This is a genomic window from Ruegeria sp. BHSA118 (assembly GCF_059613405.1).
In genome coordinates this window covers 12,789-38,565 of sequence record NZ_JBXWSM010000001.1, presented here as the reverse complement: position 1 = coordinate 38,565, position 25,777 = coordinate 12,789, and the positions used below count along the sequence as shown (strand labels likewise).

The 25,777-nt window shown below is 59.7% G+C and carries 26 protein-coding genes; 15 read left to right on the top strand and 11 right to left on the bottom strand.

Annotated features, from left to right (window positions below):
• Positions 1 to 68: 68 nt before the first annotated feature.
• Together queA and AC2FNN_RS00210 are read right to left on the bottom strand one after the other, a co-directional pair.
• Positions 69 to 1,115 (bottom strand): tRNA preQ1(34) S-adenosylmethionine ribosyltransferase-isomerase QueA, encoded by a 1,047-nt coding sequence (gene queA / locus AC2FNN_RS00215; RefSeq protein ID WP_496755756.1) that lies wholly within the window; start codon positions 1,113 to 1,115, stop codon positions 69 to 71.
• 42 nt (positions 1,116 to 1,157) lie between these two features.
• Positions 1,158 to 4,532: a YhdP family protein gene (locus tag AC2FNN_RS00210; protein WP_496755754.1), complete on the bottom strand. Its 3,375-nt coding sequence runs from the start codon at positions 4,530 to 4,532 to the stop codon at positions 1,158 to 1,160.
• Positions 4,533 to 4,612: 80 nt separating this feature from the next.
• Here AC2FNN_RS00210 and AC2FNN_RS00205 point away from each other — a divergent pair, with 80 nt between their 5' ends.
• The 7 genes from AC2FNN_RS00205 (at position 4,613) to AC2FNN_RS00175 (ending at position 10,649) form a co-directional block, all read left to right on the top strand.
• Positions 4,613 to 5,074, top strand: coding sequence for a peroxiredoxin (locus AC2FNN_RS00205; RefSeq protein WP_496755753.1), 462 nt, complete (start codon positions 4,613 to 4,615; stop codon positions 5,072 to 5,074).
• Positions 5,075 to 5,158: 84 nt separating this feature from the next.
• Positions 5,159 to 5,977 carry a ferritin-like domain-containing protein gene (locus tag AC2FNN_RS00200; protein ID WP_496755913.1) on the top strand — a complete coding sequence of 273 codons (819 nt, stop codon included), beginning with the start codon at positions 5,159 to 5,161 and terminating at the stop codon, positions 5,975 to 5,977.
• Positions 5,978 to 6,152: 175 nt separating this feature from the next.
• Complete coding sequence (locus AC2FNN_RS00195) at positions 6,153 to 7,484, top strand: DUF5930 domain-containing protein (protein ID WP_496755752.1); 1,332 nt, start codon at positions 6,153 to 6,155, stop codon at positions 7,482 to 7,484.
• Positions 7,474 to 7,974 carry a bactofilin family protein gene (locus AC2FNN_RS00190; protein WP_224852932.1) on the top strand — a complete coding sequence of 167 codons (501 nt, stop codon included), beginning with the start codon at positions 7,474 to 7,476 and terminating at the stop codon, positions 7,972 to 7,974. The genes AC2FNN_RS00195 and AC2FNN_RS00190 overlap by 11 nt, the downstream gene beginning before the upstream one ends.
• A gap of 121 nt (positions 7,975 to 8,095) precedes the next feature.
• Positions 8,096 to 8,905 (top strand): M90 family metallopeptidase, encoded by an 810-nt coding sequence (locus tag AC2FNN_RS00185; RefSeq protein WP_496755751.1) that lies wholly within the window; start codon positions 8,096 to 8,098, stop codon positions 8,903 to 8,905.
• Positions 8,906 to 9,018: 113 nt separating this feature from the next.
• On the top strand, positions 9,019 to 9,708 hold the full coding sequence (gene aqpZ, locus AC2FNN_RS00180) for an aquaporin Z (protein WP_496755750.1): 690 nt from the start codon (positions 9,019 to 9,021) through the stop codon (positions 9,706 to 9,708).
• Positions 9,709 to 9,806: 98 nt separating this feature from the next.
• Positions 9,807 to 10,649, top strand: a complete 843-nt coding sequence (locus AC2FNN_RS00175; protein WP_496755749.1) for an alpha/beta fold hydrolase — start codon at positions 9,807 to 9,809, stop codon at positions 10,647 to 10,649.
• Positions 10,650 to 10,690: 41 nt separating this feature from the next.
• On the opposite strand, the gene AC2FNN_RS00170 is transcribed toward AC2FNN_RS00175, so the two are convergent.
• The gene (locus AC2FNN_RS00170) at positions 10,691 to 11,248 is read right to left on the bottom strand and encodes a peptidylprolyl isomerase (RefSeq protein WP_496755748.1); all 558 of its coding nucleotides are present in this window, start codon (positions 11,246 to 11,248) and stop codon (positions 10,691 to 10,693) included.
• Positions 11,241 to 11,747: a peptidylprolyl isomerase gene (locus tag AC2FNN_RS00165; protein ID WP_209503601.1), complete on the bottom strand. Its 507-nt coding sequence runs from the start codon at positions 11,745 to 11,747 to the stop codon at positions 11,241 to 11,243. The genes AC2FNN_RS00170 and AC2FNN_RS00165 overlap by 8 nt, the downstream gene beginning before the upstream one ends.
• A 133-nt stretch (positions 11,748 to 11,880) precedes the next feature.
• On the opposite strand from AC2FNN_RS00165, the gene AC2FNN_RS00160 reads away from it, so the two are divergent.
• Complete coding sequence (locus AC2FNN_RS00160; protein WP_496755747.1) at positions 11,881 to 13,071, top strand: phosphoglycerate kinase; 1,191 nt, start codon at positions 11,881 to 11,883, stop codon at positions 13,069 to 13,071.
• Here AC2FNN_RS00160 and AC2FNN_RS00155 read toward each other — a convergent pair.
• Complete coding sequence (locus tag AC2FNN_RS00155; protein ID WP_496755746.1) at positions 13,065 to 13,349, bottom strand: hypothetical protein; 285 nt, start codon at positions 13,347 to 13,349, stop codon at positions 13,065 to 13,067. The two genes, AC2FNN_RS00160 and AC2FNN_RS00155, sit on opposite strands and share 7 nt — an antisense overlap.
• On the opposite strand from AC2FNN_RS00155, the gene AC2FNN_RS00150 reads away from it, so the two are divergent.
• From AC2FNN_RS00150 to AC2FNN_RS00125, 6 genes are all read left to right on the top strand, one after another.
• The gene (locus tag AC2FNN_RS00150; protein ID WP_496755911.1) at positions 13,296 to 13,487 is read left to right on the top strand and encodes a lysozyme inhibitor LprI family protein; all 192 of its coding nucleotides are present in this window, start codon (positions 13,296 to 13,298) and stop codon (positions 13,485 to 13,487) included. The two genes, AC2FNN_RS00155 and AC2FNN_RS00150, sit on opposite strands and share 54 nt — an antisense overlap.
• A 140-nt stretch (positions 13,488 to 13,627) precedes the next feature.
• The gene (locus AC2FNN_RS00145; RefSeq protein WP_170343950.1) at positions 13,628 to 13,927 is read left to right on the top strand and encodes an FtsB family cell division protein; all 300 of its coding nucleotides are present in this window, start codon (positions 13,628 to 13,630) and stop codon (positions 13,925 to 13,927) included.
• 170 nt (positions 13,928 to 14,097) lie between these two features.
• On the top strand, positions 14,098 to 15,087 hold the full coding sequence (gene pdhA / locus AC2FNN_RS00140; protein WP_496755745.1) for a pyruvate dehydrogenase (acetyl-transferring) E1 component subunit alpha: 990 nt from the start codon (positions 14,098 to 14,100) through the stop codon (positions 15,085 to 15,087).
• 15 nt (positions 15,088 to 15,102) lie between these two features.
• On the top strand, positions 15,103 to 16,476 hold the full coding sequence (locus AC2FNN_RS00135) for a pyruvate dehydrogenase complex E1 component subunit beta (RefSeq protein ID WP_496755744.1): 1,374 nt from the start codon (positions 15,103 to 15,105) through the stop codon (positions 16,474 to 16,476).
• Positions 16,477 to 16,490: 14 nt separating this feature from the next.
• Positions 16,491 to 17,789, top strand: coding sequence for a pyruvate dehydrogenase complex dihydrolipoamide acetyltransferase (locus AC2FNN_RS00130; RefSeq protein WP_496755743.1), 1,299 nt, complete (start codon positions 16,491 to 16,493; stop codon positions 17,787 to 17,789).
• 227 nt (positions 17,790 to 18,016) lie between these two features.
• Positions 18,017 to 18,187 (top strand): hypothetical protein, encoded by a 171-nt coding sequence (locus AC2FNN_RS00125; RefSeq protein ID WP_496755742.1) that lies wholly within the window; start codon positions 18,017 to 18,019, stop codon positions 18,185 to 18,187.
• A gap of 4 nt (positions 18,188 to 18,191) precedes the next feature.
• Here the strand turns inward: AC2FNN_RS00125 and cysE are convergent, their stop codons facing one another.
• On the bottom strand, positions 18,192 to 19,001 hold the full coding sequence (gene cysE / locus AC2FNN_RS00120) for a serine O-acetyltransferase (protein WP_152458304.1): 810 nt from the start codon (positions 18,999 to 19,001) through the stop codon (positions 18,192 to 18,194).
• An 83-nt stretch (positions 19,002 to 19,084) separates the two neighbouring features.
• On the opposite strand from cysE, the gene AC2FNN_RS00115 reads away from it, so the two are divergent.
• Positions 19,085 to 19,423, top strand: a complete 339-nt coding sequence (locus AC2FNN_RS00115) for a TraR/DksA family transcriptional regulator (protein ID WP_496755741.1) — start codon at positions 19,085 to 19,087, stop codon at positions 19,421 to 19,423.
• Here the strand turns inward: AC2FNN_RS00115 and AC2FNN_RS00110 are convergent.
• From AC2FNN_RS00110 to AC2FNN_RS00090, 5 genes are read right to left on the bottom strand one after another with little or no spacing between them, the layout of a single operon-like run.
• Positions 19,404 to 19,700, bottom strand: coding sequence for a DUF7742 family protein (locus AC2FNN_RS00110; protein WP_496755740.1), 297 nt, complete (start codon positions 19,698 to 19,700; stop codon positions 19,404 to 19,406). The genes AC2FNN_RS00115 and AC2FNN_RS00110 overlap by 20 nt on opposite strands.
• A complete protein-coding gene (locus AC2FNN_RS00105) occupies positions 19,700 to 23,815 on the bottom strand; it encodes a baseplate multidomain protein megatron (RefSeq protein ID WP_496755739.1) in 4,116 nt (1,371 codons plus the stop codon). Before AC2FNN_RS00105 ends, AC2FNN_RS00110 begins: the two co-directional genes overlap by 1 nt.
• Positions 23,815 to 24,261 carry an NlpC/P60 family protein gene (locus tag AC2FNN_RS00100; protein WP_496755738.1) on the bottom strand — a complete coding sequence of 149 codons (447 nt, stop codon included), beginning with the start codon at positions 24,259 to 24,261 and terminating at the stop codon, positions 23,815 to 23,817. The genes AC2FNN_RS00105 and AC2FNN_RS00100 overlap by 1 nt, the downstream gene beginning before the upstream one ends.
• Entirely contained in the window at positions 24,258 to 25,145 is an 888-nt protein-coding gene (locus AC2FNN_RS00095; protein WP_496755737.1) for a phage/gene transfer agent baseplate hub protein, read from the bottom strand. The genes AC2FNN_RS00100 and AC2FNN_RS00095 overlap by 4 nt, the downstream gene beginning before the upstream one ends.
• Entirely contained in the window at positions 25,145 to 25,777 is a 633-nt protein-coding gene (locus tag AC2FNN_RS00090) for a phage distal tail protein, Rcc01695 family (RefSeq protein WP_496755736.1), read from the bottom strand. The genes AC2FNN_RS00095 and AC2FNN_RS00090 overlap by 1 nt, the downstream gene beginning before the upstream one ends.

Here is a 25,777-nt window from a genome sequence, read left to right as displayed (position 1 = left end):
CGATCAAAGACCGCCTGCGTCGCGCTTGTCTACGACATTCCCGATCCGCGATACTGTTTCCGCGCCTCTCAAGGGATCAAAAGCGACGCGTCGCCATAGGAAAAGAACCGGAATTTCCGGGCGATGGCATGCGCGTAGACATCGCGCATCCGATCCTGCCCCATCAGAGCCGAAACCAGCATGAGCAAAGTGGATTTCGGCAGATGAAAATTGGTCATCAACGCGTCAGTGACATGAAATTCAAAACCGGGATAGATGAAGATATCCGTGTCGCCTTCCCAGGATTCGATCTTTCCTGACCTTGCCGCGCTTTCGATCAGTCGCAAAGCCGTTGTCCCCACCGGGATCACCCGCCCGCCAGCCGCCTTGGTCGCCTGTATCTCAGCGGCGGCCTCGGGGCTTACCTGCCCCCATTCAGCATGCATCTTGTGTGTTGTGACATCCTCAACCTTGACCGGAAGAAAAGTGCCAGCCCCCACATGAAGCGTCACATGCGTGAAGCTTACCCCCCGTTTTGCCAGCGCCCGCATCAGCGCCTCATCGAAATGCAATGATGCGGTCGGGGCGGCCACGGCGCCTGAATGATTTGCCCAGATGGTCTGATAGTCCGTCTTGTCCCGTTCATCAGCCGGACGTTTGGCTGCGATGTAGGGCGGCAGAGGCATCGCTCCGGCCTGATCCAGCGCCGCGTCGAAATCCTCGCCGCTGAGATTGAAGCGCAAAAACGCCTGACCATCCGCAACCCTGTCCAGCGTGGCGCTGAGATCATCCGAGAAGACAATCTGTTCCCCAAGCTTCACCTTCTTGAGCGGCTTGATCAACGCAGACCACGTGCCATCGGCCTGTGGATCCAGCAAAGTGGCCTCGATCCCTGCGGAAACCGGCCCCTGCGCACTGTCTCGGTGACGCCGGCCGTTCAGTCGCGCCGGAATGACCCGTGTGTCATTCAACACCAGCCGGTCGCCGGGCCGCAGGCAATCGGGCAGGTCGAAAACATGGCTGTCCGTGATTGCATCCCCCTGCGCCACCAGCAGACGTGCAGAGGAACGCGGGCTTGCCGGCCGCGTGGCGATCAGGTCTTCGGGCAGATGGAAATCAAAATCGCTGAGTTTCATGCCCGCGCCTTACAACCCTGCATCAGATTCGGCCATATCCTGTCAGCGGTCACTTGGGGATGAGCCGAATGTGCGTTTGGTTTCATCCGGTTTCTGGGGCACTGCGTTCGGACCATCCTGAACTTTGGGGGCCGGGGCACGCATCAGGTCACGCAGGAACAGAGGTGCAAGACCGGACAACGGATTTACCGATACTTTGGGCGATGCAAGCGGGCCGGTCAGGGTGTAGTTGAAGCCAAAAACGCCTTCACCCTTGCGCGTAAACACGCTGCCAACTGCGTTGAGCAGGTATATGGGCGAGATCGCACCGCGCAGGTTCAGCAAGCCGTTCACCGTATCGATGGTGCCATCAAAAGACAGGCCCATCGACGGGCCGACGGCACTGCCGCTGAGCACTTTGATATCTGTGGGGGTGACACGCATCCGGCTATCGATTGCCGCAAAAAAGACACCCTGCCCCGCCATTTCATCCAACAGGCCCACAAGGCTGATGGCATTCAGCAAGGCCGCCATGGCCGGGGCGTCGGTGATCCGCGTGTTGGTGATTCTCAGTATCACGTCATAGCTGCCGGCTGCGGCCACAGGTTCGAGCTTGAGGGTCATTTCTCCGCCCCGCGCCTGTGTCAGTACTCCGGCCGATCGCAGCACGGACCCCGCATCTTGCGACGTCAGGTCAACGGCACTTCGGTTGCCCCTGGGGCTGACCTGCCCTCGGACCGGCGCGCCACCATTGACCTGCGCGGTGAAGTTCCCTTGTATTCCGCCGGTCGTCTGAAAGGCACCCCGGAACCCGGTCAGCGCGACGGTTTCCGTAACCTGAAGGCGATCCAGAGCCACATCCAGCTTCGGCCCGGCGCCGCCCCCGCCGCCCGATCCGCCGCTTTCGCCGAAATTCGCGCGGCCCATATCAAGGACGCCGCCAAGCACACGGATATCCGGCATGGCGTTCCCACGCCCGATCAGCTCTGCCGGGACCGCCAGCCAGTCGCCCAGATCGAAAGAGGTGAAACGAACCCGGTCAAATTCGCCGTTTTCACGAAACGTAATTGAGGCAGATGTTCGCAAACCCGCCGCATTTAAGCGCAGGCTATCCACCTTCAACTGCGATCCCAAAGTCGCTTCGGCCGTCAGAGTGCCGGTCGAATTGGCCCCCTTTCGCCAACCAAGTTCAGGTATGGCCAGCGCGACACCCTGCAAATCAGACGTGACGGACAGGTTCGGGGCAACCCCGGCACCGAGCCCCAACATGATATCCGCGATCCCCTTGCCGGTCAGCATACCCGGAGGCAGGCCGGCGCCGATCTCATCCATCAATCGCGGCGACAGCTCGATCTGACCGGTCAGGGTGCTTCGCTGTTCCGACTTGCCGTCTATCGGCTGCCGCCACAGCGTCGTCAGCGGCACGTCCCCGAACTGCCCCTGCCCCTGAATCTGAACGCCGGACTGATCACCAGAAAGGTCCAGAAGATCAGCGCTGACGTCAAAACCGGGCACCAAACGGTCACTGAACAGGTTGGCCAGCCTGCCGTCGAAATGGAACTCGGTCTCGTCAAACTTCAGACCCTTTTTCAAGGGCAGGGAAAGGGTTCCTGCCAACGACACCGTTCCCTTCGCCACATCAACGGGCAACCCTGCCTTGCTGAGCAATTCCAGCGGAGGTCGGTCCAGCAACGACAACGCGGCCGTCACGCTGCCTTTGGCCTGGATGCGTGCAATCGCTGGCGCGGATTTCTTGATGTCCGTGTCGGGTATGATGAAGGACGTCCCCGACGCATCCACAGCGCCGCCGTCATCCGCAATCACGACGCCCTGCTGCGCAGTGACCGTAAAGCGCTGATTGAGCAGGCTGGCCTGACCCTGAGCGTTTTCGATCGGCGGCAGGGTTTTGACAAATCGGACCTTCGCCTTTTCAAACCCGAAATCCAGATAGAGATCGGGTTTCGATCCGGGAAGCAGGCGCAGGGCAAAGTCCATATCCGACAGAACCCCTTCGTACAGGTTTTCGGTCACCCACTCTCGCGGTTTCGGGGCCAGACGTTCGGGCCAGTAACTGAGCACCTTGTCTGAGGTCATCTGATCTAAATGGGCATCCAGCTTGACGGCCCAGCCATCCGGCCGGCCGGTCAGGACACCAAAGGCACGCACCGTGTGACCCGGGTCTTCGATGGTCATCTGACCCAGATGCAGCTGGAACGGGTTGAGGGCCATCTTGAAATCCAGGCTGGCCCGCGAAAGCTGAATAGGTTGCGGGAACAGGTTTGCCGGGTTCACGTTGATACCGGACAGCCGCAACTGTGCAGACAGGCTGTCCAGTACGCCATCTTCTGCACCTTCCAGAAACGCCTTGCCATCCGCCTGAACCTCACCCCAGGCCGAGACCACCGAAACTTCGTTGAAATCCAGGACCTGGCTTTCGGGATCATAGGTGAAATAGGTGCGCGCGGATTCGAAGGGAACCGGGCGTGTTTCCGGGTTTGGCTGCACCGCCCCCGCCCCCAGGTTCAGCGTGGCGTACACAGTTCCGATCGCTCCGTTTTCATCGACACCACCGCGCAAGGCACCCGAGATCGGGGCCCGCAGAACCTGCAACCAGGCAAGGGCAGGAGTTTGGCCCGCGATGTCCTCGGCCGGAAGATCGGTGACCGAGATTCCGAATTGTGCGGCAGGTGTGCCCAGAACGCTTGTGTAATTGGCCTCGATGGCACTGACATAGTCACGCCCCGCCAGAACCGAAAACCCGGTTGCCAAGCGCACTTCGTTGCCGCTTCGGTTGGCTTGAATATGCCCACCGTCCAGAATCCAGGACCGCCCTTGCCGAAGATCGCGATAGTCCAGTGTGATTGCGTCAAGTTCAACTGAAGTCAGTGCAGACAGGGCCGGAGACAGGAAGACCTGATCCGAAGCTTCGATAAGCTGCGCCAGGTTCGGGGCCTCCTGCACCGGTGCGCTGCCGGACCCGACCGTAAGACTCAGCGCCCCGTCCTTGTCGCGGGTCACGGCAATCTGCGCACCGCTCAGAATTATTCTTTTGGGGCGAACGTGCCCCCGCAACAAGGGGCGCATGGCCAGACTGGCGCGCATGTCGGACACTTGCGCTATTTGCCGACCCTCAGCGTCGTTGATGGCCACATCGGTCAGACGCAGACGGGGTCGCCACCCCTCGTGAATGATGAAACTGACATCGCCAAACCGGATTTGCAGCCCGCCCAAAGCCTGCTCAAGCCGCGCCTCGACCCTGTCCCGCAGCCAGACGGGTGCGTGCATTCTTTGCCCGACAACCATGAAACCGGTGAACAGCGCCAGCAGCACCAGCACGAAAGTGCCGCGCATGGCCCACAGACCAGCGGCCCGACGGCGAGACCGACGGCGCACGGGCTTATCCGGCTGTGCCCCGTCATCGTCTTCGTGCTGCTTCAAATTGCTATCCACGCCTTCCAACCCGCACCCGTTGCCCTATGATGTCAGGCAGCCTTTAAAAACCTTTAGCGGAGTTTCCAATGCCCGACGTTTCAGACATCGCCCCTGACTTCACTTTGCCGCGCGACGGCGGCGGCGAGGTGACGCTTTCGGCGTTGCGCGGTAGCACCGTGGTTCTGTTTTTCTACCCCCGCGATGATACGCCGGGCTGCACCAAGGAATCCATCGGTTTCTCGGAACAACTTCAGGCCTTTGCCGATGCGGGCGCTCAAGTTTTCGGCATCTCGCGTGACAGCGTCGCCAAACATAACAAATTCGTCGCCAAGCATGGGCTGACAACACCGCTTCTGTCGGATGAGAACGCGAGCGTCTGTGAAGACTACGGCGTGTGGGTCGAAAAGAACATGTACGGGCGCAAGTCGATGGGGATTGACCGTTCGACTTTCATCATCGACCCCGAAGGCAAAATTGCCCGCGTTTGGCGCAAGGTCAAAGTTCCCGGCCACGTGGACGAGGTGCTGGAGGCCGTGCGCGCGCTGTAACGCTCTCGACCACGGTCGCCATCCAGTTTAAGAGCCACAGGAACAACCAGGCGGAGAATAATGGTGTCCAAATCGCTGACTCAGATGGCGACCGAAGTTCTTGCAACGGCGGAAGGTCGGGAAAAGACCGCCCTGTCCAAACAGCACGCCGCCGCGTGGTTTGCATCGCGCAAGGGCGACGCGCCCCCGATCGAGATCGGCACCGCGTCACCCCCGCTGCGACCGGCGCGCCCGGAACGGCCCGAACTCCTGTCTCCGCGCGAGGTGCCAAAGCGCAAACCGGGCACCGAGGCGGGCCGCATCGCCCTTTTGCATGCCGTGGCGCATATCGAACTGAACGCAGTCGATCTGCATTGGGATATCATTGCCCGCTTTGGCCATGTGCCGATGCCGATCGGGTTTTATGACGATTGGGTAAAATGCGCCGAAGAGGAATCGCGCCATTTCGAGATGGTCTGCGATTGTCTGGATCAGATGGGCAGCCACTATGGCGCCCTGCCCGCCCATGCAGGCATGTGGCGCGCGGCCGAGGACACCGCAGACGATCTGATGGGACGGCTGGCCGTTGTTCCCATGGTGCTTGAAGCGCGTGGTCTGGATGTGACCCCCGGCATGATCAAGATATTCCGCAAAGCGAAGGCGGACCAAGCCATCGCGGCACTCGAAGTGATCTATGCCGAAGAAGTCGGCCATGTCGCCTATGGGTCCAAGTGGTTTCATTTCCTGTGCGGTCGCGAAAATGCCGACCCAAAGAATGTGTTCCACGCGCTGGTCCGGCGATACTTTCACGGTGTCCTGAAGCCACCCTTTAACGAGGAAAAGCGCGCCGAAGCTGGCCTGCCCCCCGATTTCTACTGGCCCCTGACCGAAGACCTGCCCGCGCCCGGCGAAGTCACAAACTGACACTTTTTCGTTGTTTTCGGCAAATTCCCGCCGATCTCGGGGGGATTTTTGCGCCGTTTGACGCAGATTGGTCAACAAACTTGCCCGTTCACGACGAGCCGTTTATGCAATCGGCCCAAGGGACGGCTATTGCACTCACGACCGGGCCCGATCTTGGGGATGAGAGGTAGGACGCGTGCGAACACGTCTGGCAATAAAAATACACTCCGCACTTGAACGGTACTTTCCGGAACGCCGGGTTTTTCTGAAGTCTGACAAAGATACACGTTTTATCCGCCTCAGCTCGGAAACGCAGGTGGTTGCGGTGGCTGGCGTTGCCGTCATGGTCGGATGGACCGCGGTCGCAACCGCCATTCTGCTGATGGACAGCATCGGTTCGGGCAATTTCCGGGAACAGGCGAAACGCGACCAGGCCACCTATCAGGAACGATTGAATGTCCTGTCCGCAGAACGCGACGCCCGTGCGCAGGAAGCGCTCGCCGCTCAGGATCGTTTCAACGCCGCACTGGAACAGATTTCCGCCATGCAGTCCGAACTGCTGGCTTCGGAAAATCGCCGTCGCGAACTTGAGACGGGGATCGAAGTCATCCAGACCACGCTGCGCACCACCATGAAACAGCGGGAAGATGCGCGGAAGGAACTGGCGGCGCTGAAGCAGGAAAACAGCAACGCTGACATGTACGTAACGGCCTCCAGCGCGCCGGTTCAGATGGCGTTCATGACGGACGCTCTGGCGCGCACGGCCGAGGAACGCGATCAGATCGCCGCCGACGCCCGAGATGCGCTGGACCAGCGCGATGATCTTGAGTTGGAAATCCGGCTGATGCAGGAACGCAGCGACGAGATTTTCCGCCAGCTGGAAGAGGCCATGGTGATCTCGGTCGAGCCGTTGGACAAGATGTTCCGTCAGGCGGGAATGCCAACAGACCGCATCATCGAAGAGGTCCGGCGCGGATACAGCGGTATGGGCGGTCCGCTGACCCCTTTATCCCTTAGCACGCGCGGTGAGGTGGACGAGTTGTCCGCCGAGGAAGCCCGCGCGAACACATTGCTGAAACAGATGGATCAGCTGAACCTTTACCGACTTGCGGCGGAAAAGGCCCCCTTTGCCAATCCCGTACATTCGGCCGTGCGTTTCACCAGCGGCTATGGCAGCCGGCGCGACCCCAAAACCGGTGGTCGCCGGATGCATAATGGGGTCGATTTCGCAGGGTCGCAAGGCACGGATATCTTTGCGACCGCAGACGGCGTCGTTACCCATGCAGGCTGGCAATCCGGTTTCGGACGGCTTGTGAAAATCAAGCACGCATTCGGAATTGAGACACTTTATGCTCATAACACCAAGATCAACGTGAAGGTTGGTCAAAGGGTCTCGCGCGGGGATCATATTGCTGATATGGGTAGCACCGGACGGTCGACCGGCACGCATCTGCACTATGAGGTGCGCGTGAACGGAAAACCTGTAAACCCAATGACTTACATCAAGGCTGCGAGAAATGTTTTCTAAAAGCAAAATCAACGAGCCCGCATCCAAGGCACCCGAGGCGGCCAAACCAGCCGCTCCGGCGACCCCAGCGGCCCCTGCACCGACCGAGTCGAAACCTGCCACCGCACCCAAGCCCAAGCCGCCTGCGTCGGTTCTGTCTTCGGATCTGCACATCACCGGCAACATCAAGACCACCGGTGACATTCAGGTGGAAGGCACGGTCGAAGGCGACATCCGCGCCCACCTGCTGACCATTGGTGAATCGGCAACGATCAAGGGTGAAGTCACCGCTGATGACGTCGTGATCAACGGACGTATCGTGGGTCGCGTACGTGGCCTCAAGGTGCGCCTAACTTCGACCGCACGTGTCGAAGGCGACATCATCCACAAGACCATCGCCATCGAAAGCGGTGCGCATTTCGAAGGGTCCGTACAGCGCCAGGACGATCCGCTGAATCCGGGCCGCAGCGCCAAAGCCGGATCGAACCCGGCGGCAGACGTCAAACAGTAATTCGACCCATCAGGTCAGACCGGAGACGCCGCAGGGAGACCCGCGGCGTTTCTTTTTTGCGCCGCGGCCTGTGCCCGGGAAACTTGTTTTGATCCCGTCGGGATCACGTTAGGGTCGGGCCATGTTGATTTTTCTGACACTTGTTGCGGTGATCGCCGCTGGTCTTGCCTTTTACTTCTGGTCCAAACGACAGGCGCGCCACGCCCTGTTGGCGGCCCCGTTGACCGGCACGCAACGGCAGCTTGTCGACGCTCAGGTCCCGATCTTGCGGAAACTGCCGAAAGGCCTGCGCGCAAAGCTGGAAGGCAAGATCAACCTGTTCCTTGATCAGGTTGAATTCATCGGGTGTGACGGCCTGGACGTTACCGAAGACATGCAACTGTCCATCGCCGCGCAAGCCTGTCTGCTGGTTGTGAATAGCGATCTCTGGTATGACAACCTGACCACGATCCTGATCTATCCCAGCGCTTTCAAATCCAGGCAGAGCCGGCACAGCGGCTATGTCGTCACCGAAAAGGAAATCGTGCGCACAGGGGAAAGCTGGAACCGCGGTCCGGTGATCCTGTCCTGGGCGCATAGCCAGCGCGGGGCCATGAACGATCATGACGGCCAAAATGTTGTGTTTCACGAATTTGCCCATCAGCTCGACGATCTGACAGGGTCGGCGAACGGGGTGCCCGTACTCAGCGACGACCAAAGCTTTTCAGAATGGGAATCCGCATTCCTGACAGCCTACGACGCGCATGTACGCGCCGTTGAATCCGGTCAGCCAACCGTAATCGACCCCTATGGCTCGGAAGGGCACGAGGAGTTTTTCGCCGTTTCGGTTGAAGTGTTCTTTGAGCGGCCAAAGGCCCTGCGCAGGTCGGACCCGGAGGTTTACAAGCAACTGTCCAAGCTTTTTCACCTGGACCCTTCTGAATGGCACTAAAGGCTTTTCGACCCCTGGTGCGCGGGCGTCGGGAAAATTCCCCGTTCGGCTCAATTTAACAAAAGTTAATTTATGAATTACACTTAAGCGCATTGCATTGTGGAGGAATTTTCATGTCATCAAAACTACTGGCCGAGTTCTTCGGCACCTTCTGGCTGGTTCTCGGAGGCTGCGGCAGTGCCGTATTGGCAGCGGGCGTCGCAGATGTCGGCATAGGGTGGCTTGGCGTGGCATTCGCCTTCGGCCTGACGGTTCTGACAATGGCTTACACGGTTGGCCATATCTCGGGCGGGCACTTCAATCCGGCGGTCAGCCTGGGCCTGATGATCGGCGGGCGGTTTCCGGCCAAGGATCTGCTGCCGTACTGGATCGCTCAGGTCATCGGCGCCATCGCCGCCGCAGTTGTTCTGTATCTGATCGTCAGCGGTGCGCCCGAGTTCGCCGGCGTCGGGGGATTTGCGTCCAACGGATATGGTGAGGCCTCACCCGGCGGATACTCTCTGATGTCCGCTCTGGTGATCGAGATCGTGATGACCGCTTTCTTCATCCTGATCATCCTGGGCGCAACCTCGGACGAGGCGCCGGCAGGTTTCGCCCCCATCGCAATTGGTCTGGCCTTGACCCTGATCCACCTGGTATCAATTCCGGTCACCAACACTTCGGTCAACCCGGCCCGGTCCACAGGCGTCGCCCTGTTTGCCGACGGACCTGCCCTGTCACAGCTGTGGCTGTTCTGGGTGGCCCCGCTGATCGGCGGCGCGATCGGTGCGGTCATCTGGAAGGCGATGTCCTCGGATGACTGATCCGCGCGGCAAAGGTAATTATCCCCTTTGCTGAAAAACACGGTATCCTTCCGTCAAACCTGGCTTGGTTACGGCCTTTGGTTCAACGGGAGGATACAATGAAGACACTTACTGCAACACTTATCCTAAGCTGCGTTGCAACGGCGGGCTGGGCCGAAGACAAATGGCTGAGCATCCCGCAAGCCCCCCAGATGCCCGCCGCCACCGAAGCGGGCACGGCAGAGATCAACGGCATCAACATGTATTACGCCACGTATGGCGACGCGGGCGGCACGCCGGTTCTGATGATCCACGGCGGGCTTGCCCATGGCGATATCTGGGCCGCGCAGGTTGCCGACCTGTCCCAGGACCACAGGGTGATTGTTGCGGATACGCGCGGGCATGGACGATCCACCAACGATGGCAGCCCCTATTCTTACGCGTTGTTGTCGCAGGATTATCTGGCGCTGCTGGATCATCTGGGAGTCGATCAGGTGCATCTGGTCGGCTGGTCCGATGGGGCAAATATCGGGTATTCAATCTCGACCACCAACCCGGATCGGCTGGCCAGTCACTTTGCCCATGCAGGCAATGTCACGCTGGACGGGATCGACCCTTCGGTGGAAACCAACGAGGTTTTTGGCACTTACGTGGGCATGATGGCCCAAGATTATGCGGCCATGTCCCCCACTCCTGACGGGTTCGAGGCATTTCTTGCTGGGGTTGCCGCCATGTGGGGTACCGAAAAACCCGGTGGGCTTGAGGCGCTGTCATCGATCACCGTCCCGACACTTGTTGTTCAAAGCGCACATGACGAGGCCATTCTGATGGCGCATTCACAAGCAATTTCTGACACGATTCCGGGCGCCAAGTTGCTTGTTCTGGAAGATGTCAGCCACTTCGCGTCGTTTCAAGATCCCGGTGCCTATACCCGTGCCATCCGCGACTTCATCGACCAATAGGCCAAAGAAAAAGCCCGGCGCTTGAGCCGGGCTAAATCTTCTTATTCGGTAACGGTGACTTTCTTCATCACGTCGGGCTGGCCCGTAACCGCTCCGGTCTGGGAATGCCCCCGTTTGATCGCATCCACCACGTCCATACCGTCGGTCACCTGCCCGACCACGGTATACTGGCCGTCCAGAAACGGGCCGGGTTCGAACATGATAAAGAACTGCGAATTGGCTGAATCCGGGTTTTGCGACCTTGCCATGCCGACCACGCCACGATCAAAGGTCAGGTCAGAAAACTCAGCCGGCAGATCCGGGCGGTCTGACCCGCCACGCCCGGCATACCGCATGTCAAAGCCGTTCGCGGTGGAATTGCCGTATTGCACGTCGCCGGTCTGGGCCATGAAACCTTCGATCACGCGGTGAAACACGACGCCATCGTACTGACCGTCAGCGGCCAGAGCGGTGATCTGTTCCACATGCTTTGGCGCGACATCTTCGAACAGGTCGATCGAGATTGTGCCATTGGCCCCTTCCCCTTCGACCTCGATCTGCAAACCGCTGGCCAGCGCCGGGCTTACCAGCAGGGCAAAAGCCGCAGCCAGTTTATGCATCTGCGGCCACCTTGACGCTGATCATGCGGTCGGGGCTTGCAGGCGGCTCACCGCGTACGATGGCATCGACGTGCTCCATCCCGTCGATGACCCGGCCATAGACCGTGTACTGACCGTTCAGGAAGTGATTGTCCTTGAAGTTGATGAAGAACTGCGAGTTGGCCGAATCCGGGTTCTGCGAACGCGCCGCGCCCAGCGTACCGCGATCATGAGGCAGCTTGGAAAACTCTGCCGGAACATTCGGCAATGACGAACCGCCAGTGCCCGCCATGCGCAGGTTGAACCCGTCTTCCATATCGCCATGCTGCACGTCGCCGGTTTGCGCCATGAAGCCGTCGATCACACGGTGAAAGGCCACGTTGTCATATTCACCGCCACGGGCCAGTTCCTTCATCCGCGCACTGTGCAACGGCGCTACATCCGGCAGCAGCTCGATGACGACGTTGCCGCCTTTCAGCTCGATGATGATTGTGTTTTCGGGATCCTTGATCTCGGCCATGAGGCCCTCCTGTCGTTTATCTTGCGCAAATACCTATGACGCACGCGTGCGAATGCCAAGTGACGCATTGACCTGAGGGCAAAATGCAGGAAAAGAACCGCCTAAATCGGTTGCCAACGACAAGGATCGCACAATGGGCTGGAAAACACTGGACGATATGGACCTGAACGGCAAACGCGTGCTGGTGCGTGTGGACATCAACGTGCCCGTGGTTGACGGTGTTGTGACCGACGCCACTCGCATTCAAAGGATCGTCCCCTCGGTGCGCGATATTCTGGCCGCTGGCGGCAAACCGATCCTTCTGGCCCATTTTGGCCGTCCCGGTGGCGAACGGCGTGAAAGTCTGTCACTGAAACAACTGGTTCCGACATTGGAAAGCGCTTTTGGTGCCAAGGTTCTGTTTGCCGCCGATTGCGTCGGGGCCGAGGCGGAACTGGCGGCACAGGCGTTGCAGCCCGGTCAGGTGCTGCTGCTGGAAAACACACGTTTCCATGCGGCCGAAACCAAGAACGACACCGATCTGGCCGCTGGCATGGCCAAGCTGGGTGATGTCTATTGCAACGATGCGTTTTCAGCCGCGCACCGCGCCCACAGCTCGACCGAGGCCATCGCACGCCTGCTGCCCGCCTGTGCGGGCCGTCTGATGCAGGCAGAGTTGCAGGCACTAGAAAGCGCGCTGGGTGCGCCCAAGCGCCCTGTAACGGCGGTTGTCGGAGGCGCCAAAGTTTCGACCAAGCTGGAACTGTTGGGCAATCTGATCGACAAGGTCGATTATCTGGTGATCGGTGGCGGCATGGCCAATACGTTCCTCGTCGCACAAGGTGTCAGTGTCGGAAAATCGCTGGCCGAAACTGCGATGAAGGACACCGCTGCCGAAATTCTGGCCAAGGCCGAAAGCACCGGCTGTCAGATCGTTCTGCCACGTGACGTCGTGGTTGCCGAAAAGTTTGAAGCCAATGCTCCTCATCAGGTTTTGCCCGCAGATCAATGCCCCGAGGATGGCATGATCCTGGACGCTGGCCCCGAAAGCGTGGCCGCGATCATCGAGATATTCGACAAAAGCAAAACCCTGATCTGGAACGGTCCGCTGGGCGCATTCGAACTGGAACCGTTCGACGCGGCCACGAATGCCGCTGCCTTGAAGGCGGCCGCGCTCAGCCGTTCGGGTCAGCTGATCTCAGTCGCCGGGGGTGGAGACACGGTCGCGGCGCTGAACGCCTCGGGTGCCGCAAAGGACTTCACCTATATCTCGACCGCGGGTGGCGCGTTTCTGGAATGGATGGAAGGCAAAACCCTGCCCGGTGTCTCTGCGCTGGATCAGTAAGCACCGCTTGCCGCCTTTGATCGCCTGATATGGTCCATGGTATTATCCCCTTTTGAACGGGGGATATTACCGTGAAGCCAATTTACTTTCTTGTCCTTACGATCCTGCCCTGCTCTGCCGCCGCTCAATCCAGTTGCGGCGGCCAGACCCAGCTTGACGCGAATTTCTGCGCCAAAGAACAATGGGAAGTCGCGGATCGCGAACTCAACCGACTGTGAGCACAGATCAAACCCGCAGCCGATGCGCGCGGCGAAGGTGATGCTCTTCTGGCCGAACAACGCGCCTGGCTGAAGGTCCGAGACGCAACCTGCGACAAGGAATTGTCGGGCGGCGGCAGCGCTGCGCCGATGTTCTACTGGACCTGCATGAAAGAACAGACCGTCGCGCGAAATCAGGCGCTGGAATCGTGGCGCTGACGCAGATCAGGACGCGCATAAATTACTGATGAAAAAATCGAATCAGGGGATTCACAACCCGAATCACCTGTGACATACTGTGTTCAGATGCTCGGAAAGGGCACGTTTTTGAGGCTAGTTTTCATACGGCGGTAAACAGAGTGTCCCGTTCCCATCGGCCCGGTTTGGGCTCAATCGTCTTCTTCTCGGTGGCTTTCATGCTTGGTGTGTATTTCACCTTTGCCGCCGTGCAAGGTGACTATGGCCTGTTTCGACGGGTCGAAATTGCTGCGGAACGGGACGCCCTGTCACACGACCTGGAAAAGCTGAATGCCCAAATCGCCGAATTGGAAAACCTGACCCGGCGCCTGTCCGACACTTATCTGGATCTTGACCTGCTCGATCAGCAGGCACGTTCGGTTCTTGGTATGATCCGGGCGGATGAGATCGTGATCCGCTGATCCCTTTTGGGCCGCCGGACATCGTCGGACCATGGTCACACCGCTTTGCCCGTCGGCTGCGCCGCGCCCGTGCGGACGCTGCGTCACATTTCCCCTCGCCAGAAAGCCCCAAATGCTTTATGAGATAGTTTAACGCTAAACTATCTTGCCGAAAGGGGGAGATCGCCACTATGGCTGCGCGAAAAACCACAAAGAAACCAAATGTTTCTGCGGAAGAACTCAAGACATACTACCGCGAAATGCTTCTGATCCGTCGATTCGAAGAAAAGGCGGGTCAGCTTTATGGCATGGGTCTGATCGGCGGGTTCTGTCACCTGTACATCGGTCAAGAGGCGGTTGTTGTCGGGCTCGAAGCGGCAGCACAGGACGGCGACAAGCGGATCACCTCGTACCGTGACCACGGTCATATGCTGGCCTGTGGCATGGACCCGGGCGGCGTGATGGCCGAACTGACCGGGCGCGAAGGCGGCCTGTCCAAAGGCAAGGGCGGTTCGATGCACATGTTCTCGAAAGAAAAGCATTTCTACGGCGGCCACGGAATTGTCGGCGCACAGGTGCCGCTGGGTGCAGGTCTGGCCTTCGCCGATAAGTACAAAGAGAACGGTCGTGTAACCTTCACCTATTTCGGTGACGGTGCTGCAAACCAGGGACAGGTCTATGAGACTTTCAACATGGCCGCCCTGTGGGATCTTCCCGTGGTTTTCGTGATTGAAAACAACCAATACGCCATGGGCACAGCGCAGGCGCGTTCGACCTCGACCAAGGACATTTTCCATCGCGGCGAGGCGTTCGGCATTCCGGGCGAGATCGTCAACGGCATGGATGTGCTGGCCGTTAAGGAAGCGGGCGAAAAGGCCGTCGCGCACTGCCGCGCCGGCAAAGGCCCCTATATCCTGGAAATTAAGACCTACCGCTATCGCGGCCACTCGATGTCTGACCCGGCCAAGTACCGTACCCGCGAAGAGGTTCAGAAGGTTCGTGAACAGAGCGACCCGATCGAACATGTGCGCGAGCTGCTGCTGACCGGCAAACACGCGACCGAGGATGACCTGAAGGCGATCGACAAGGAAATCAAAGAGATCGTCAATCAGGCCGCCGAATTCTCGAAAGAAAGCCCCGAGCCTTCCGTCGAAGAGCTCTGGACTGACATTTACGCCTGAGAGGACGAATAAGACATGGCAACCGAAATTCTCATGCCCGCCCTTTCGCCCACGATGGAAGAGGGCACGCTGGCCAAATGGCTGGTCAAGGAAGGCGACACCGTATCCTCGGGCGATATCCTGGCCGAGATTGAAACCGACAAGGCAACGATGGAATTCGAGGCCGTCGATGAAGGCATCGTTGGCAAGATCCTGATCGCCGAGGGCACCGAAGGGGTCAAGGTGAACACCCCCATCGCGGTGCTGGTCGAGGAAGGCGAAGACGCCTCGGCCCTGCCCGCGGCTGCACCTGCAGCCGCAGCGGGGATCGAAGCCGCCCCTGCGGCGGTCGAGGTCCCTGCTCCTGCCGCTGCAGCCCCCGCAGCGCCGGTGGTCGACCTGTCGCCCGACTGGCCGGCAGATGCCGAGATGAAATCCGAAACCGTCCGCGAAGCGCTGCGCGATGCGATGGCCGAAGAAATGCGCGGCGATGAAAACGTCTATCTGATGGGCGAGGAAGTCGCGGAGTATCAGGGGGCATACAAGATTTCCCAGGGTCTGCTGGACGAATTCGGCTCCAAGCGCGTGATCGATACGCCGATCACCGAACATGGGTTTGCCGGTATCGCGGTGGGTTCGGCCTTTGGCGGTCTGAAACCGATTGTCGAGTTCATGACCTTCAACTTCGCCATGCAGGCGATTGACCAGATCATCAACTCTGCGGCCAAAACGCTCTATATGTCCGGTGGTCAGATGGGTTGCCCCATCGTGTTCCGGGGGCCCAACGGGGCCGCCGCGCGCGTGGCCGCGCAGCACAGCCAGGACTACGCCGCGTGGTACATGCAGATCCCCGGCCTGAAGGTCGTCATGCCTTATTCAGCCGCTGATGCCAAAGGTCTGCTGAAATCGGCCATCCGCGATCCCAACCCGGTTGTGTTCCTGGAAAACGAAATCCTCTACGGTCGCTCTTTCGAGGTACCGCAGGTGGATGACCTGACCATTCCGCTGGGCAAGGCCCGCATCTGGCGTGAAGGCTCGGATGTGACCATCGTCAGCTTTGGCATCGGCATGCAATACGCGCTGGAAGCTGCTGACAAGCTGGCCGAAGACGGCATCAGCGCCGAAGTGATCGACCTGCGCACCATCCGCCCGATGGACACTGGCGCGATCATCAACTCGGTGATGAAGACCAACCGGCTGGTGACAGTGGAAGAAGGCTGGCCGCAGGGATCTGTCGGCAGCTATATCAGCTCGGTCGTGATGCAAGAGGCGTTTGATTACCTCGACGCACCGGTCATTAACTGCACTGGCAAGGACGTGCCGATGCCCTATGCCGCCAATCTCGAAAAGCTGGCCCTGATCACCACCGATGAGGTGATCGCCGCCGTCAAACAAGTGACCTACCGGTAAGGAGCGACAGACAGATGCCCACCGAAATTCTGATGCCCGCCCTGTCCCCGACCATGGAGGAAGGCACGCTCGCCAAGTGGTTGGTCAAGGAAGGCGACACCGTCTCCTCCGGCGATCTGCTGGCCGAGATCGAAACCGACAAGGCCACGATGGAGTTCGAAGCCGTCGATGAAGGCATCATCGGCAAGATCCTGATCCCCGAAGGCACCGAAGGGGTCAAGGTCAACACCGCCATTGCGGTTCTGCTGGAAGACGGCGAAAGCGCCGACGATATCGCGGCGGCACCTGCCAAGGCTCCCGAGGCGGCACCAGCCGCCGCGGGCAACGAGGCTGCCGCGCCAGCGGCATCCGAGGCGCCCGCCCCTGCCCCGGCCGCTCCGGCCAAGGCAGATGGCGGTCGGATTTTTGCCTCGCCTCTGGCCCGCCGGATTGCTGCGCAAAAAGGTCTCGACCTGACACAGATTTCCGGTTCCGGCCCGCATGGCCGCATCGTCAAGGTCGATGTCGAAGGAGCGACGGCCACTGCGACGCCCCCTGCCCCGACAGCCGCCGCACCTGCGACTGCACCGGCGGCGGCCTCTGGACCGTCCGCGGATATGGTGGCGCGGATGTATGAGGGCCGCGAGTATGAAGAAATTCAGCTCGACGGTATGCGCAAAACCATCGCGGCGCGTTTGGGCGAGGCCAAACAGACCATTCCGCATTTCTACCTGCGCCGCGACATCAAGCTGGATGCGCTGCTCAAGTTCCGCAGCCAGTTGAACAAGCAGTTGGAAGGTCGTGGCGTCAAGCTCAGCGTCAACGACTTCATCATCAAGGCCGTCGCCAACGCGCTTCAGCAGGTGCCCGAATGCAACGCCGTCTGGGCGGGCGACCGCGTGTTGCAACTCAAGCCGTCGGACGTGGCCGTAGCGGTTGCGATCGAGGGCGGCCTGTTCACCCCGGTTCTTCAGGACGCCGACATGAAATCTCTGTCGGCGCTTTCGACCGAGATGAAGGATCTCGCCGCCCGTGCCCGCGAGCGCAAGCTGGCACCGCATGAATATCAGGGCGGCACCTTTGCCATCTCGAACCTGGGCATGTTCGGCATCGACAATTTCGACGCCATCGTGAACCCGCCTCATGCCGGTATTCTGGCGGTGGGTACCGGCGTGAAAAAGCCCGTTGTCGGGGATGATGGAGAACTGACGGTGGCAACCGTAATGTCAGTCACTATGTCTGTTGATCACCGCGTCATCGACGGCGCGCTGGGGGCCGAGCTGCTCAAGGCCATTGTCGATAATCTTGAAAACCCGATGGTCATGCTGGCCTGACGACCCGAATTATGCCCGTGCCCCGGACAGCCGGGGGCGCGGGCAGCCTCAAGTCTTGGCACTGAATTGAACTTGCGTGATCGGGGCACCGATTGCCCGATGTATCAAGACGCCCCACTTCCTTCCTTTAGAAGCAGACGGAAGGCAGGTGCGCGATGCTCTCAAGAAATCTCATTCTCAGCCTGACTGTTTTGGCGTTTCCGGCAGCCATGTCACCTGAATTTGCCATGGCAAAGCCCAACAGCTATCCGGGAGAGCATTCAAAGTTCAAGCCAAACGATCCGACCGCGATTGCCCGACAAAAAGCCGCGCAGGACAGACGGCAAGAGCTTCGCAAACAAAAACGGGAAGAACGGCGGCGCAAGCGGTTGGACAAACGCGCCAACCGCTCCCACTGATTTTTTACTGATCCTTGCCCAGCATATGATCCATCGAGATCGAAGGCTGGTCGCACCCGGCCTCGCCCACGATCTTGGCGGGGATACCGGCGACCGTTTTGCAGGGCGGCACCTCTTGCAACACCACCGAACCGGCAGCAATGCGGCTGCAATGGCCAATCGTGATATTGCCCAGCACCTTGGCCCCGGCGCCGATCAGAACACCGTCTCCGATTTTTGGATGGCGGTCTTCTTCTTCCTTGCCGGTTCCGCCCAGTGTCACCGAGTGCAGCATCGACACGTTGTCGCCCACCACTGCCGTCTCGCCAATCACGATGGAATGGGCATGGTCGATCATGATGCCCTTACCGATTTTCGCAGCCGGATGAATGTCGATCCCGAAAATCTCGGATGAGCGCATCTGGAAGAAATAGGCCAGATCATAACGCCCCTTGCGCCACAACCAATGGGCCACGCGATATGCCTGCATGGCCTGATACCCTTTGAAATACAGGATCGGCTGCAACAGCCGATGACAGGCCGGGTCACGTTCGTAAACGGCCATAAGGTCCGCCCGAGCGGCTTCGAGCAAACCCGGATCGTCGGCATATGCCTCATCCACGATTTCACGCAGGACCATCATCGACATTTCGTTCGAGCACAGCTTGGCCGCCACCCGATATGAAAGCGCGCGTTCAAGACTGCGGTGATGCAGGATACAGGCGTGCACGAGCCCCCCCATGAGGGGCTCTTTCTCGACGGCCGCATGGGCCTCGGATGTGATACGGGTCCAGACCGGATCAACCGGTGTCACATGGCTGCGCTTTTCGAACATGGCTTTGATCCTTTGCTGCGCCTAGAATGCCATTTAGTGGCAAAAAGACCAAACGCAAACCCATGATCGGTCATGTAACGAAATTGAATGAGTCAGAGCGCACCCATTTCGAAGCTCGAATTCGCGAGCGATTGGCGGAATTGCAGCAGATGTCAGCGTCGGGACAGCAGGCTCAGGCCGTTGTCGAGCTGGATCAACAGGCCGTTGGACGGCTGAGCCGCATGGATGCGTTGCAAAATCAGGCCATGGCCAAGGCACAGCAGGCCAATCGCGATGTGGAAACACGCAGGCTTATGGCCGCGTTGGAACGGCTAGAAGGGGGCGAGTTCGGATATTGCGAAGACTGCGGCGAGCGTATTCCGGATGGGCGGCTGAATCTGGATCTGGCCGCCAGCAAATGCGTCAGCTGCGCGTCCGGTTAACCTGAAATCTGGCAAGCTGGTGCAGAACCATTTCAAAACACTGACAATATTGCAGATCGTCAAACCCGGGTTCATCGGCCAGGGCCCTGTTTCGCGCAACGGCCATGAGTGAACCATTGCCGAAAACCGGGTGGAGCTTGCCCGTGCGCTCCAAGTGCCTGTCGGCCAATTCCGCCTCGTGGATCATCCGCACACACAATGCCCCCCTGTCCGGCTGCGGCACGGCCAGCAAGGCGCGCGCCACAGCACTGACATCACCATGCAGAACCGGCCGCATCAGGCAGCTTGCCCAACCGTAAGACGCGACCAAGCACCCGGTCCGAATACAGCAGATACCTGGGCCACTTCGACCTCATAGCCCCCGGACAGACCATCCGCCGCTTTCATGGCTGTCGAATAGGTCCACCTTGGTTCGGATGTCAGTTCTTCACGCAGAACGGTTCCACCCGCAATGATACGGACCAGATAGGATTCGCTTTCTTCGCCCAGGGGGATCTCCAGCCCCGACCAGTCATCCGCATCCGTTCGGGCACGTCGGATCCACGTAAGCTCATCCCCGGCGGCACCAGACCGAACCCGCATGTGCACAGGCGCGTAGGGGCGCAATCCGTTGCCTGCAAACGAGGCAATCAGATGTTGATAGGACGGATCATCATAGCCGCGGGTCGCAGGCCCAATGCGATAATGTTTGGCAAGACGCCTTTCGTTTCGCAGCAGGCTGATCTGTTGTACCCTGTCATTCAGCAGTACGAATACTGATCCATCCGGCCAGACATCAGGCATCAAGGCGTCTGTTCCCAGTTGACCCCTGAGCCGCCCGGACAATCCGTATACTTCCGGGGCTTCAAGCGCCGCGTCAGAAAACTGAAAAACCTCCCAGTTACCGGGTGTTCCGTCACCGATTGCAGCCAGATTGACGCCATTCATTACCGAGCTGCGCGGGCGGGATTCCAACTGGCCCGCAAGCAGTTTGACCTTCAAGGCAGGGCCCTCATCCCAGACACCGACACTGGCGCGCCTCAGCGGTGTTTCGGTCACGCCAACCACTGCCCGCTGGGCAATGACGTCGCTCAGGCGATAGCCATCGTCACTGGACGAGGAATAGACCGTTGCCGCCCCGGGCCATGGATCTCCGGTAACGGCCAGATAGGGCGCATGAGGGGCCTCGGCCCCCGTGATCAAGGGCAGATCCAGAAAAACCGGCAGCACGGGGACCGGCGCCGCATATGGTTTGACCGTTGCCGGGTCGTCCTTCAATTCGGATGCCTTGTACACGCCCTGTTCGATCCGGACCGCTTCAACTAGTTGCAGATCAGCGGATTCCAACCGGTCGATCCGGTACACCGGCCCGGTTTCAGCGTCTGTCAAACGAACCAGATCCCCTGCCCCCAGGTGCATTTGAGACGGCGGAAGCGCAAACCGAACCGTATCGCGGGAAACTCTGGCTTCGCTCAACCAGCGTTCGGCCGTTTGCCGCCCTTCGGTGCGGGTCATGGACAGAGGCATCTCATTCACCGATACGGAATGGGTGCGATCATCGGGCAAAACCGCCTCTTCCGCGACGACATCATGATCCGCGTCCGACTGAACAAAGCGCAGACGAACGCGCCCGGTCATTTCGGCCTCGGCCTCGCGCCGGTGTTCGACCGTGCCCTCAAGATCGCTGCTGATCGCCAGATGGTCGGGGTTCAAGGCAACTGCGCCATACCCGTCGCGCATCTGGAACTTCAACACTCCATCCCTTTCGATCGCATCAAACCCATAGCGCAGCATCAGCGGCTGCAAGGCGGAACGGGCGTTTGTCACGTCTTCGATGACATACCCGCGGACCACACCGTACAGACCAGAGACGTCTATATCCGTGACGCCTGCGCCGTGGCAGATTTCGGTCACCACGGAGGCCAACGTACGAGACCCGGACCGACCGTTCAGCCAGTGGCCTCTGGGATAGTTCTCGCCATCGTCCCACTGGCTTTTCAGGTTCGGAAAGGTCGGAAACGGACGGGTATCCCATGCCCAGACATACGCGTTTGCCATGTCCAGCATCGGCGCGCCGTAGATGTCCGAGATCGGATTGACCTTCGGATCGCTCCAATAGCCAAGCATAGCCGTCAGATACTGAACCTGAATGAAGTCGTCGCGCAGCCCGTTTGAATACGCGGGCAACAGCGATTCCGATGACTTCGGGTCCAGGAATTTGTTCGGCTGGTTCGTGCCCTTGTCGATTGCCGCACAGCCCAACTCGGTGAACCAGATCGGTTTCGATCCGGGCACCCAATCGGTCGGGTTGGGTTGACGCACGCCTCCGATCCGTTCGTGATGCGGATTCGACCACCAGTTGCGCAGGTCCTTGTATCGCCAGGTCCACGGCTCGTCATGCCCCTGATCTTCGATCGGAGTCCTGATCTGCGCTTCCGCCTCTTCCGGAGAGGCGTAATACCAGTCATACCCTTCACCGCCTTCGATATTGCTGCGAAGGTACCCCAGGTCGTAGATCGAAGGCGCGCCGGCCTCGGCGTCCAGATGGTGTTCACCGTCACGCCAATCGGACAACGGCATGTAGTTGTCGATGCCGATGAAATCGATGTTGTCGTCCGCCCAAAGAGGGTCGAGGTGAAAATACCTGTCGCTGGTGCCCTTTGGCTGGTATCCGAAATACTCGCTCCAATCCGCTGCATAGCCGATTTTCGTGTCCGGCCCCAGAATCTGACGCACCTCGGCCGCCAAGGCGCGAAGCTGCGCAACAGCCGGAAAGCCCGCCCCCCCCCTGATCTGGGTCAGGCCACGCATCTCGGACGAGATGCAGAACGACGAAACGCCGCCGGCAGCCTTGCACAGCATGGCATAGTGCAGAATGAAACGCCGCAGGCCCCATTCCTGAGGGCCGGAATATTTGATGATTTCTTTGGCCGTGACGCCGCTGTCCCCCAGCAGCCCGCCAAAGGTACCGCCCCCGGAGACCCAGGTTAAACCGGTATCCCCTCTGTCGTCAGGCCGACCACCCGGTCTGGGCCTGACCAGACCACCCGAGCTACCGCCGGTGCCGCCCGATCCGTTCGTATCCTGGTTGATCGCAAAATCCTGCGCTCGGGCTGTTCCAAAGAACGCGGCGACCTGTGCATCGGCCGATGCCGTCTGATCCGCAGAACCCGAACGCCCCGGCGCAACGTCCAGGGTGATCCGCCCACGCCATGGCAGGTGAGGCTGACTTGACGCATCCGACCAGGGATCAGGCAGCCCGTTCCCCGGCAATTGCTCCATCAGGATGAATGGGTAAAACATCACCCGTTTGCCGGATTGGTTCAGATGCCGGATCGCCTCGACCACGGCCGCATCAGCCGGAGTCCCCCCATAGACCGGGCGGCCGTTCTGTCGCACCACAAGCCCGGCGTCGCTTCGGGCATGATGAGATACGATCCAGGGCATATCGCTGCTGTCGTTCTCACGCTGTTCGATCTTTGGCCGGATCTTGCATTGTCCGCATCTCAGGTCATCGCCGAACCACGACACCACCAATGATGCGGCATCGCAATTGGGCAACTCGCTTTCCAGCGCTCGGGTCGAGGAGACAAGATCCGAGGTGCCGGACGCGGAATGTGCGTTGGCAGGCCAGCTTTTGCCAGATTGTGAATAATTCACCTGAGAGCTGGCCAGAGCGTATTCTCCGGTCCCCGGTATCATGGCGACCCCGCGCACGATCTGAGGCAAAGCACTGGCGTGATCGGGCATGTCCCGCTGCGTGGGGCGCACAATTTCAAATGAAAACTGCGGTACCCGGTTGCCGAAAGCGCCGAGCGGGAAGTCCTCGATCACGACATAGGCGGTTCCGCGATAAGCCGGAACCGTTCCGGCGCCTTCAATCGCCTCGATCAGCGGGTCCGGCAACTGATCCCACGTGCCATGGTAAACCCGCATATTGAGGCCGGATCGATCTTGTTCTTCTCCATCCGCCCAAATGCGCGCGACATCGGCGATCTCACCGGCGCCAACCGCAATCGCCAGCGAAATCGAGTAACTGTACGTGACGGTAGTCACCTCAGGGGTCTTGGGTTTCCCCTTGCCCCCGCCGCCGCCACCTTCTGTGGTCGTTGTCTGGGTCTCCAGAAAGTCCGAAGCCCAAATGACCTGACCGCCCACACGCATACGGCCAAACACGGTGGTCACCGGGGCACCTTCGCCGGTTTCCGTCAACCGAAACCGATCCATGCGACCGGTTTCGACGACTTCACTGCCGCTGCCCATAACGGACTGGTTAAAGAACTTCTGATCAAGGATCCGCCCGACCGTCGCACCAACGGCCCGACCGATAATTGCGGTTGATAGGCCCGCGACCGTGCCCCCGATCGAACCGCCCAGCGCGGCCCCGGCTGCAGAAAGAAGAATAGTGGCCATCAATGCATCTCCATCGGGAATTCAAAACAGGAAACGATACGGCGGTACCAAGGCCTGCTCAGTGCGTTTTCCACCACGCCGTGGCCGGAATATGCGTGAATAAAGCGGGGCTCGGGTTGCGTGGTACTGACGATGCCCAGATGCTTGGCGACGCTTGCGTCGCGCATCCGAAACAGCAGAACATCCCCCGATGCCATCTTGCCTATTGGTTTTTCGACCAGATGCCGCCTGGCAGCTACCCACATCCGTTCCTCACCCTGCGGTTCGGACCAGTCCATGCTGTAGGCCGGAACAGATTCAGGTTCCCCCCCGATCACGGCGCGCCAAACCCCGCGCAACAGGCCCAGACAATCCGCACCGGCACCTTTGACCGAGGCCTGATGCACATAAGGCGTTCCAAGCCAATTGCGCGCCTCTGTCACAATATCCTCTCTACGTATTGTCACCGTAAGCTGCCTCCACTATTGGCTTTGCTTTTCTTGGGAACAGCCATGACCCAGTCTTCGCCCGGAAGATCTGGAAACCCTTGAAAATTCAGAAAGTTGTTGAACTTGAACTGGCAGGTTTCCATGCGCTTGTCGCATCCGGCCCGCAGCTTCACACTGTCACCGATCGCCAGGCCGGCCCCGAAACCGGACCAAAGCGTAATCTCGCGCCCGGTTGCCGTCTGCCTGTCGTTCTTGATCGAAGACCACAACCCCTTGGCAGAACCGGACCGAACATCCACGCGCCCCCGTTCGAACCAGCCTTCTTCAATGGTCTGACCTCCTGCAACATGCAGAAGAGTGCCGCCTTCGAAACCCGAGATCACACCGTCGAACCAATACCCCGGTGTGTCGGTGTTGAACCGGCAGGCCCGATCCCCCAACACAGCCGTGCAAGGCTTTTGGTAAACGCGCCCCAAAGGGCGGTTCAGCAAGTCGGTCAGGCCACGTAATTCCGCATGGAACGCGCCGCCAGAGCGGCGCAACTCACCGATTGAACCACGGAACTGAAGGATGCGCTGATCCAGATCTGCCCAGTTGACCAACCAGGCGCGCACTTCGGCCCCGTCAAAACGCCCCGCTTCGATATCCTCGTCGCGAATGGCCGCGTCAGACAGGGCGCCCATCGCTTCCGTGTTGTCGATGGACAGGCCCGTGGCCTGCTCGATGGCGGCGGCCGTCAGGCCGGTACTGGCCTTGAAGGTCAACCCGTCAAAACTCAGCTCCATGTCGTGGTCGGTGAAACCGTATTCCTGACCGTCCGTGCGTTTGATCGCCCAACAGCGGCAGACAGTTGTCAACCCGTTTTGCAGATGCGCGTGCAGGCCCTTGATATCTTCAGCCATCAGATGCGCACCTCGACCACGGGAACGTTCGGTACGTCGCCGGCCTGAAAACTGGCAACACTGGTCTGGATTTTGTCAGTGTCAAAACGCACCGGCACGTCAAATTCAAAACCCGCGGTGATATCGACCTGTTCCGGCGGCGGGTCCGCAAACGTGACCTTGCCCGTTGTCAGATCAACGTCAAAATCCACGCCCTCACGGACCTCATCCTGATCCAGCCCCAGACGCACCGTCCCCAGTACCGGTTTTACGATGGGGCGCGCATAGCTTACTCCGCCCGATTGGTAGGTCTTGATCAACTGGAATTCGGTGCGTGTTCCGTCGCCTTTGGCGATCACCTGATCTCCGAAATTGATGTCTGCCGTGGCCTTGCCGGATTTGAAATCCGACCAGTCTTTCCAGCGAAAGCCGAACATCTGGCCCTGCCGTGCTTCGAAGAACGAAATCAATGTCTCGATATCGTCCAGCGAACGCATCCCCAACCCCGCATCATATCGGCGGCGCGAATGGGCCCAGGGCGTGTTGCGCTCTTCAAATCCATTGGCCAGCGTCACGATGTCCGTGCGCCGTTCCGGCCCCCCGACCGAGCCAAAGCTCAGGCTGGCGGGAAATCTCACCTCGTGGAAATTCAT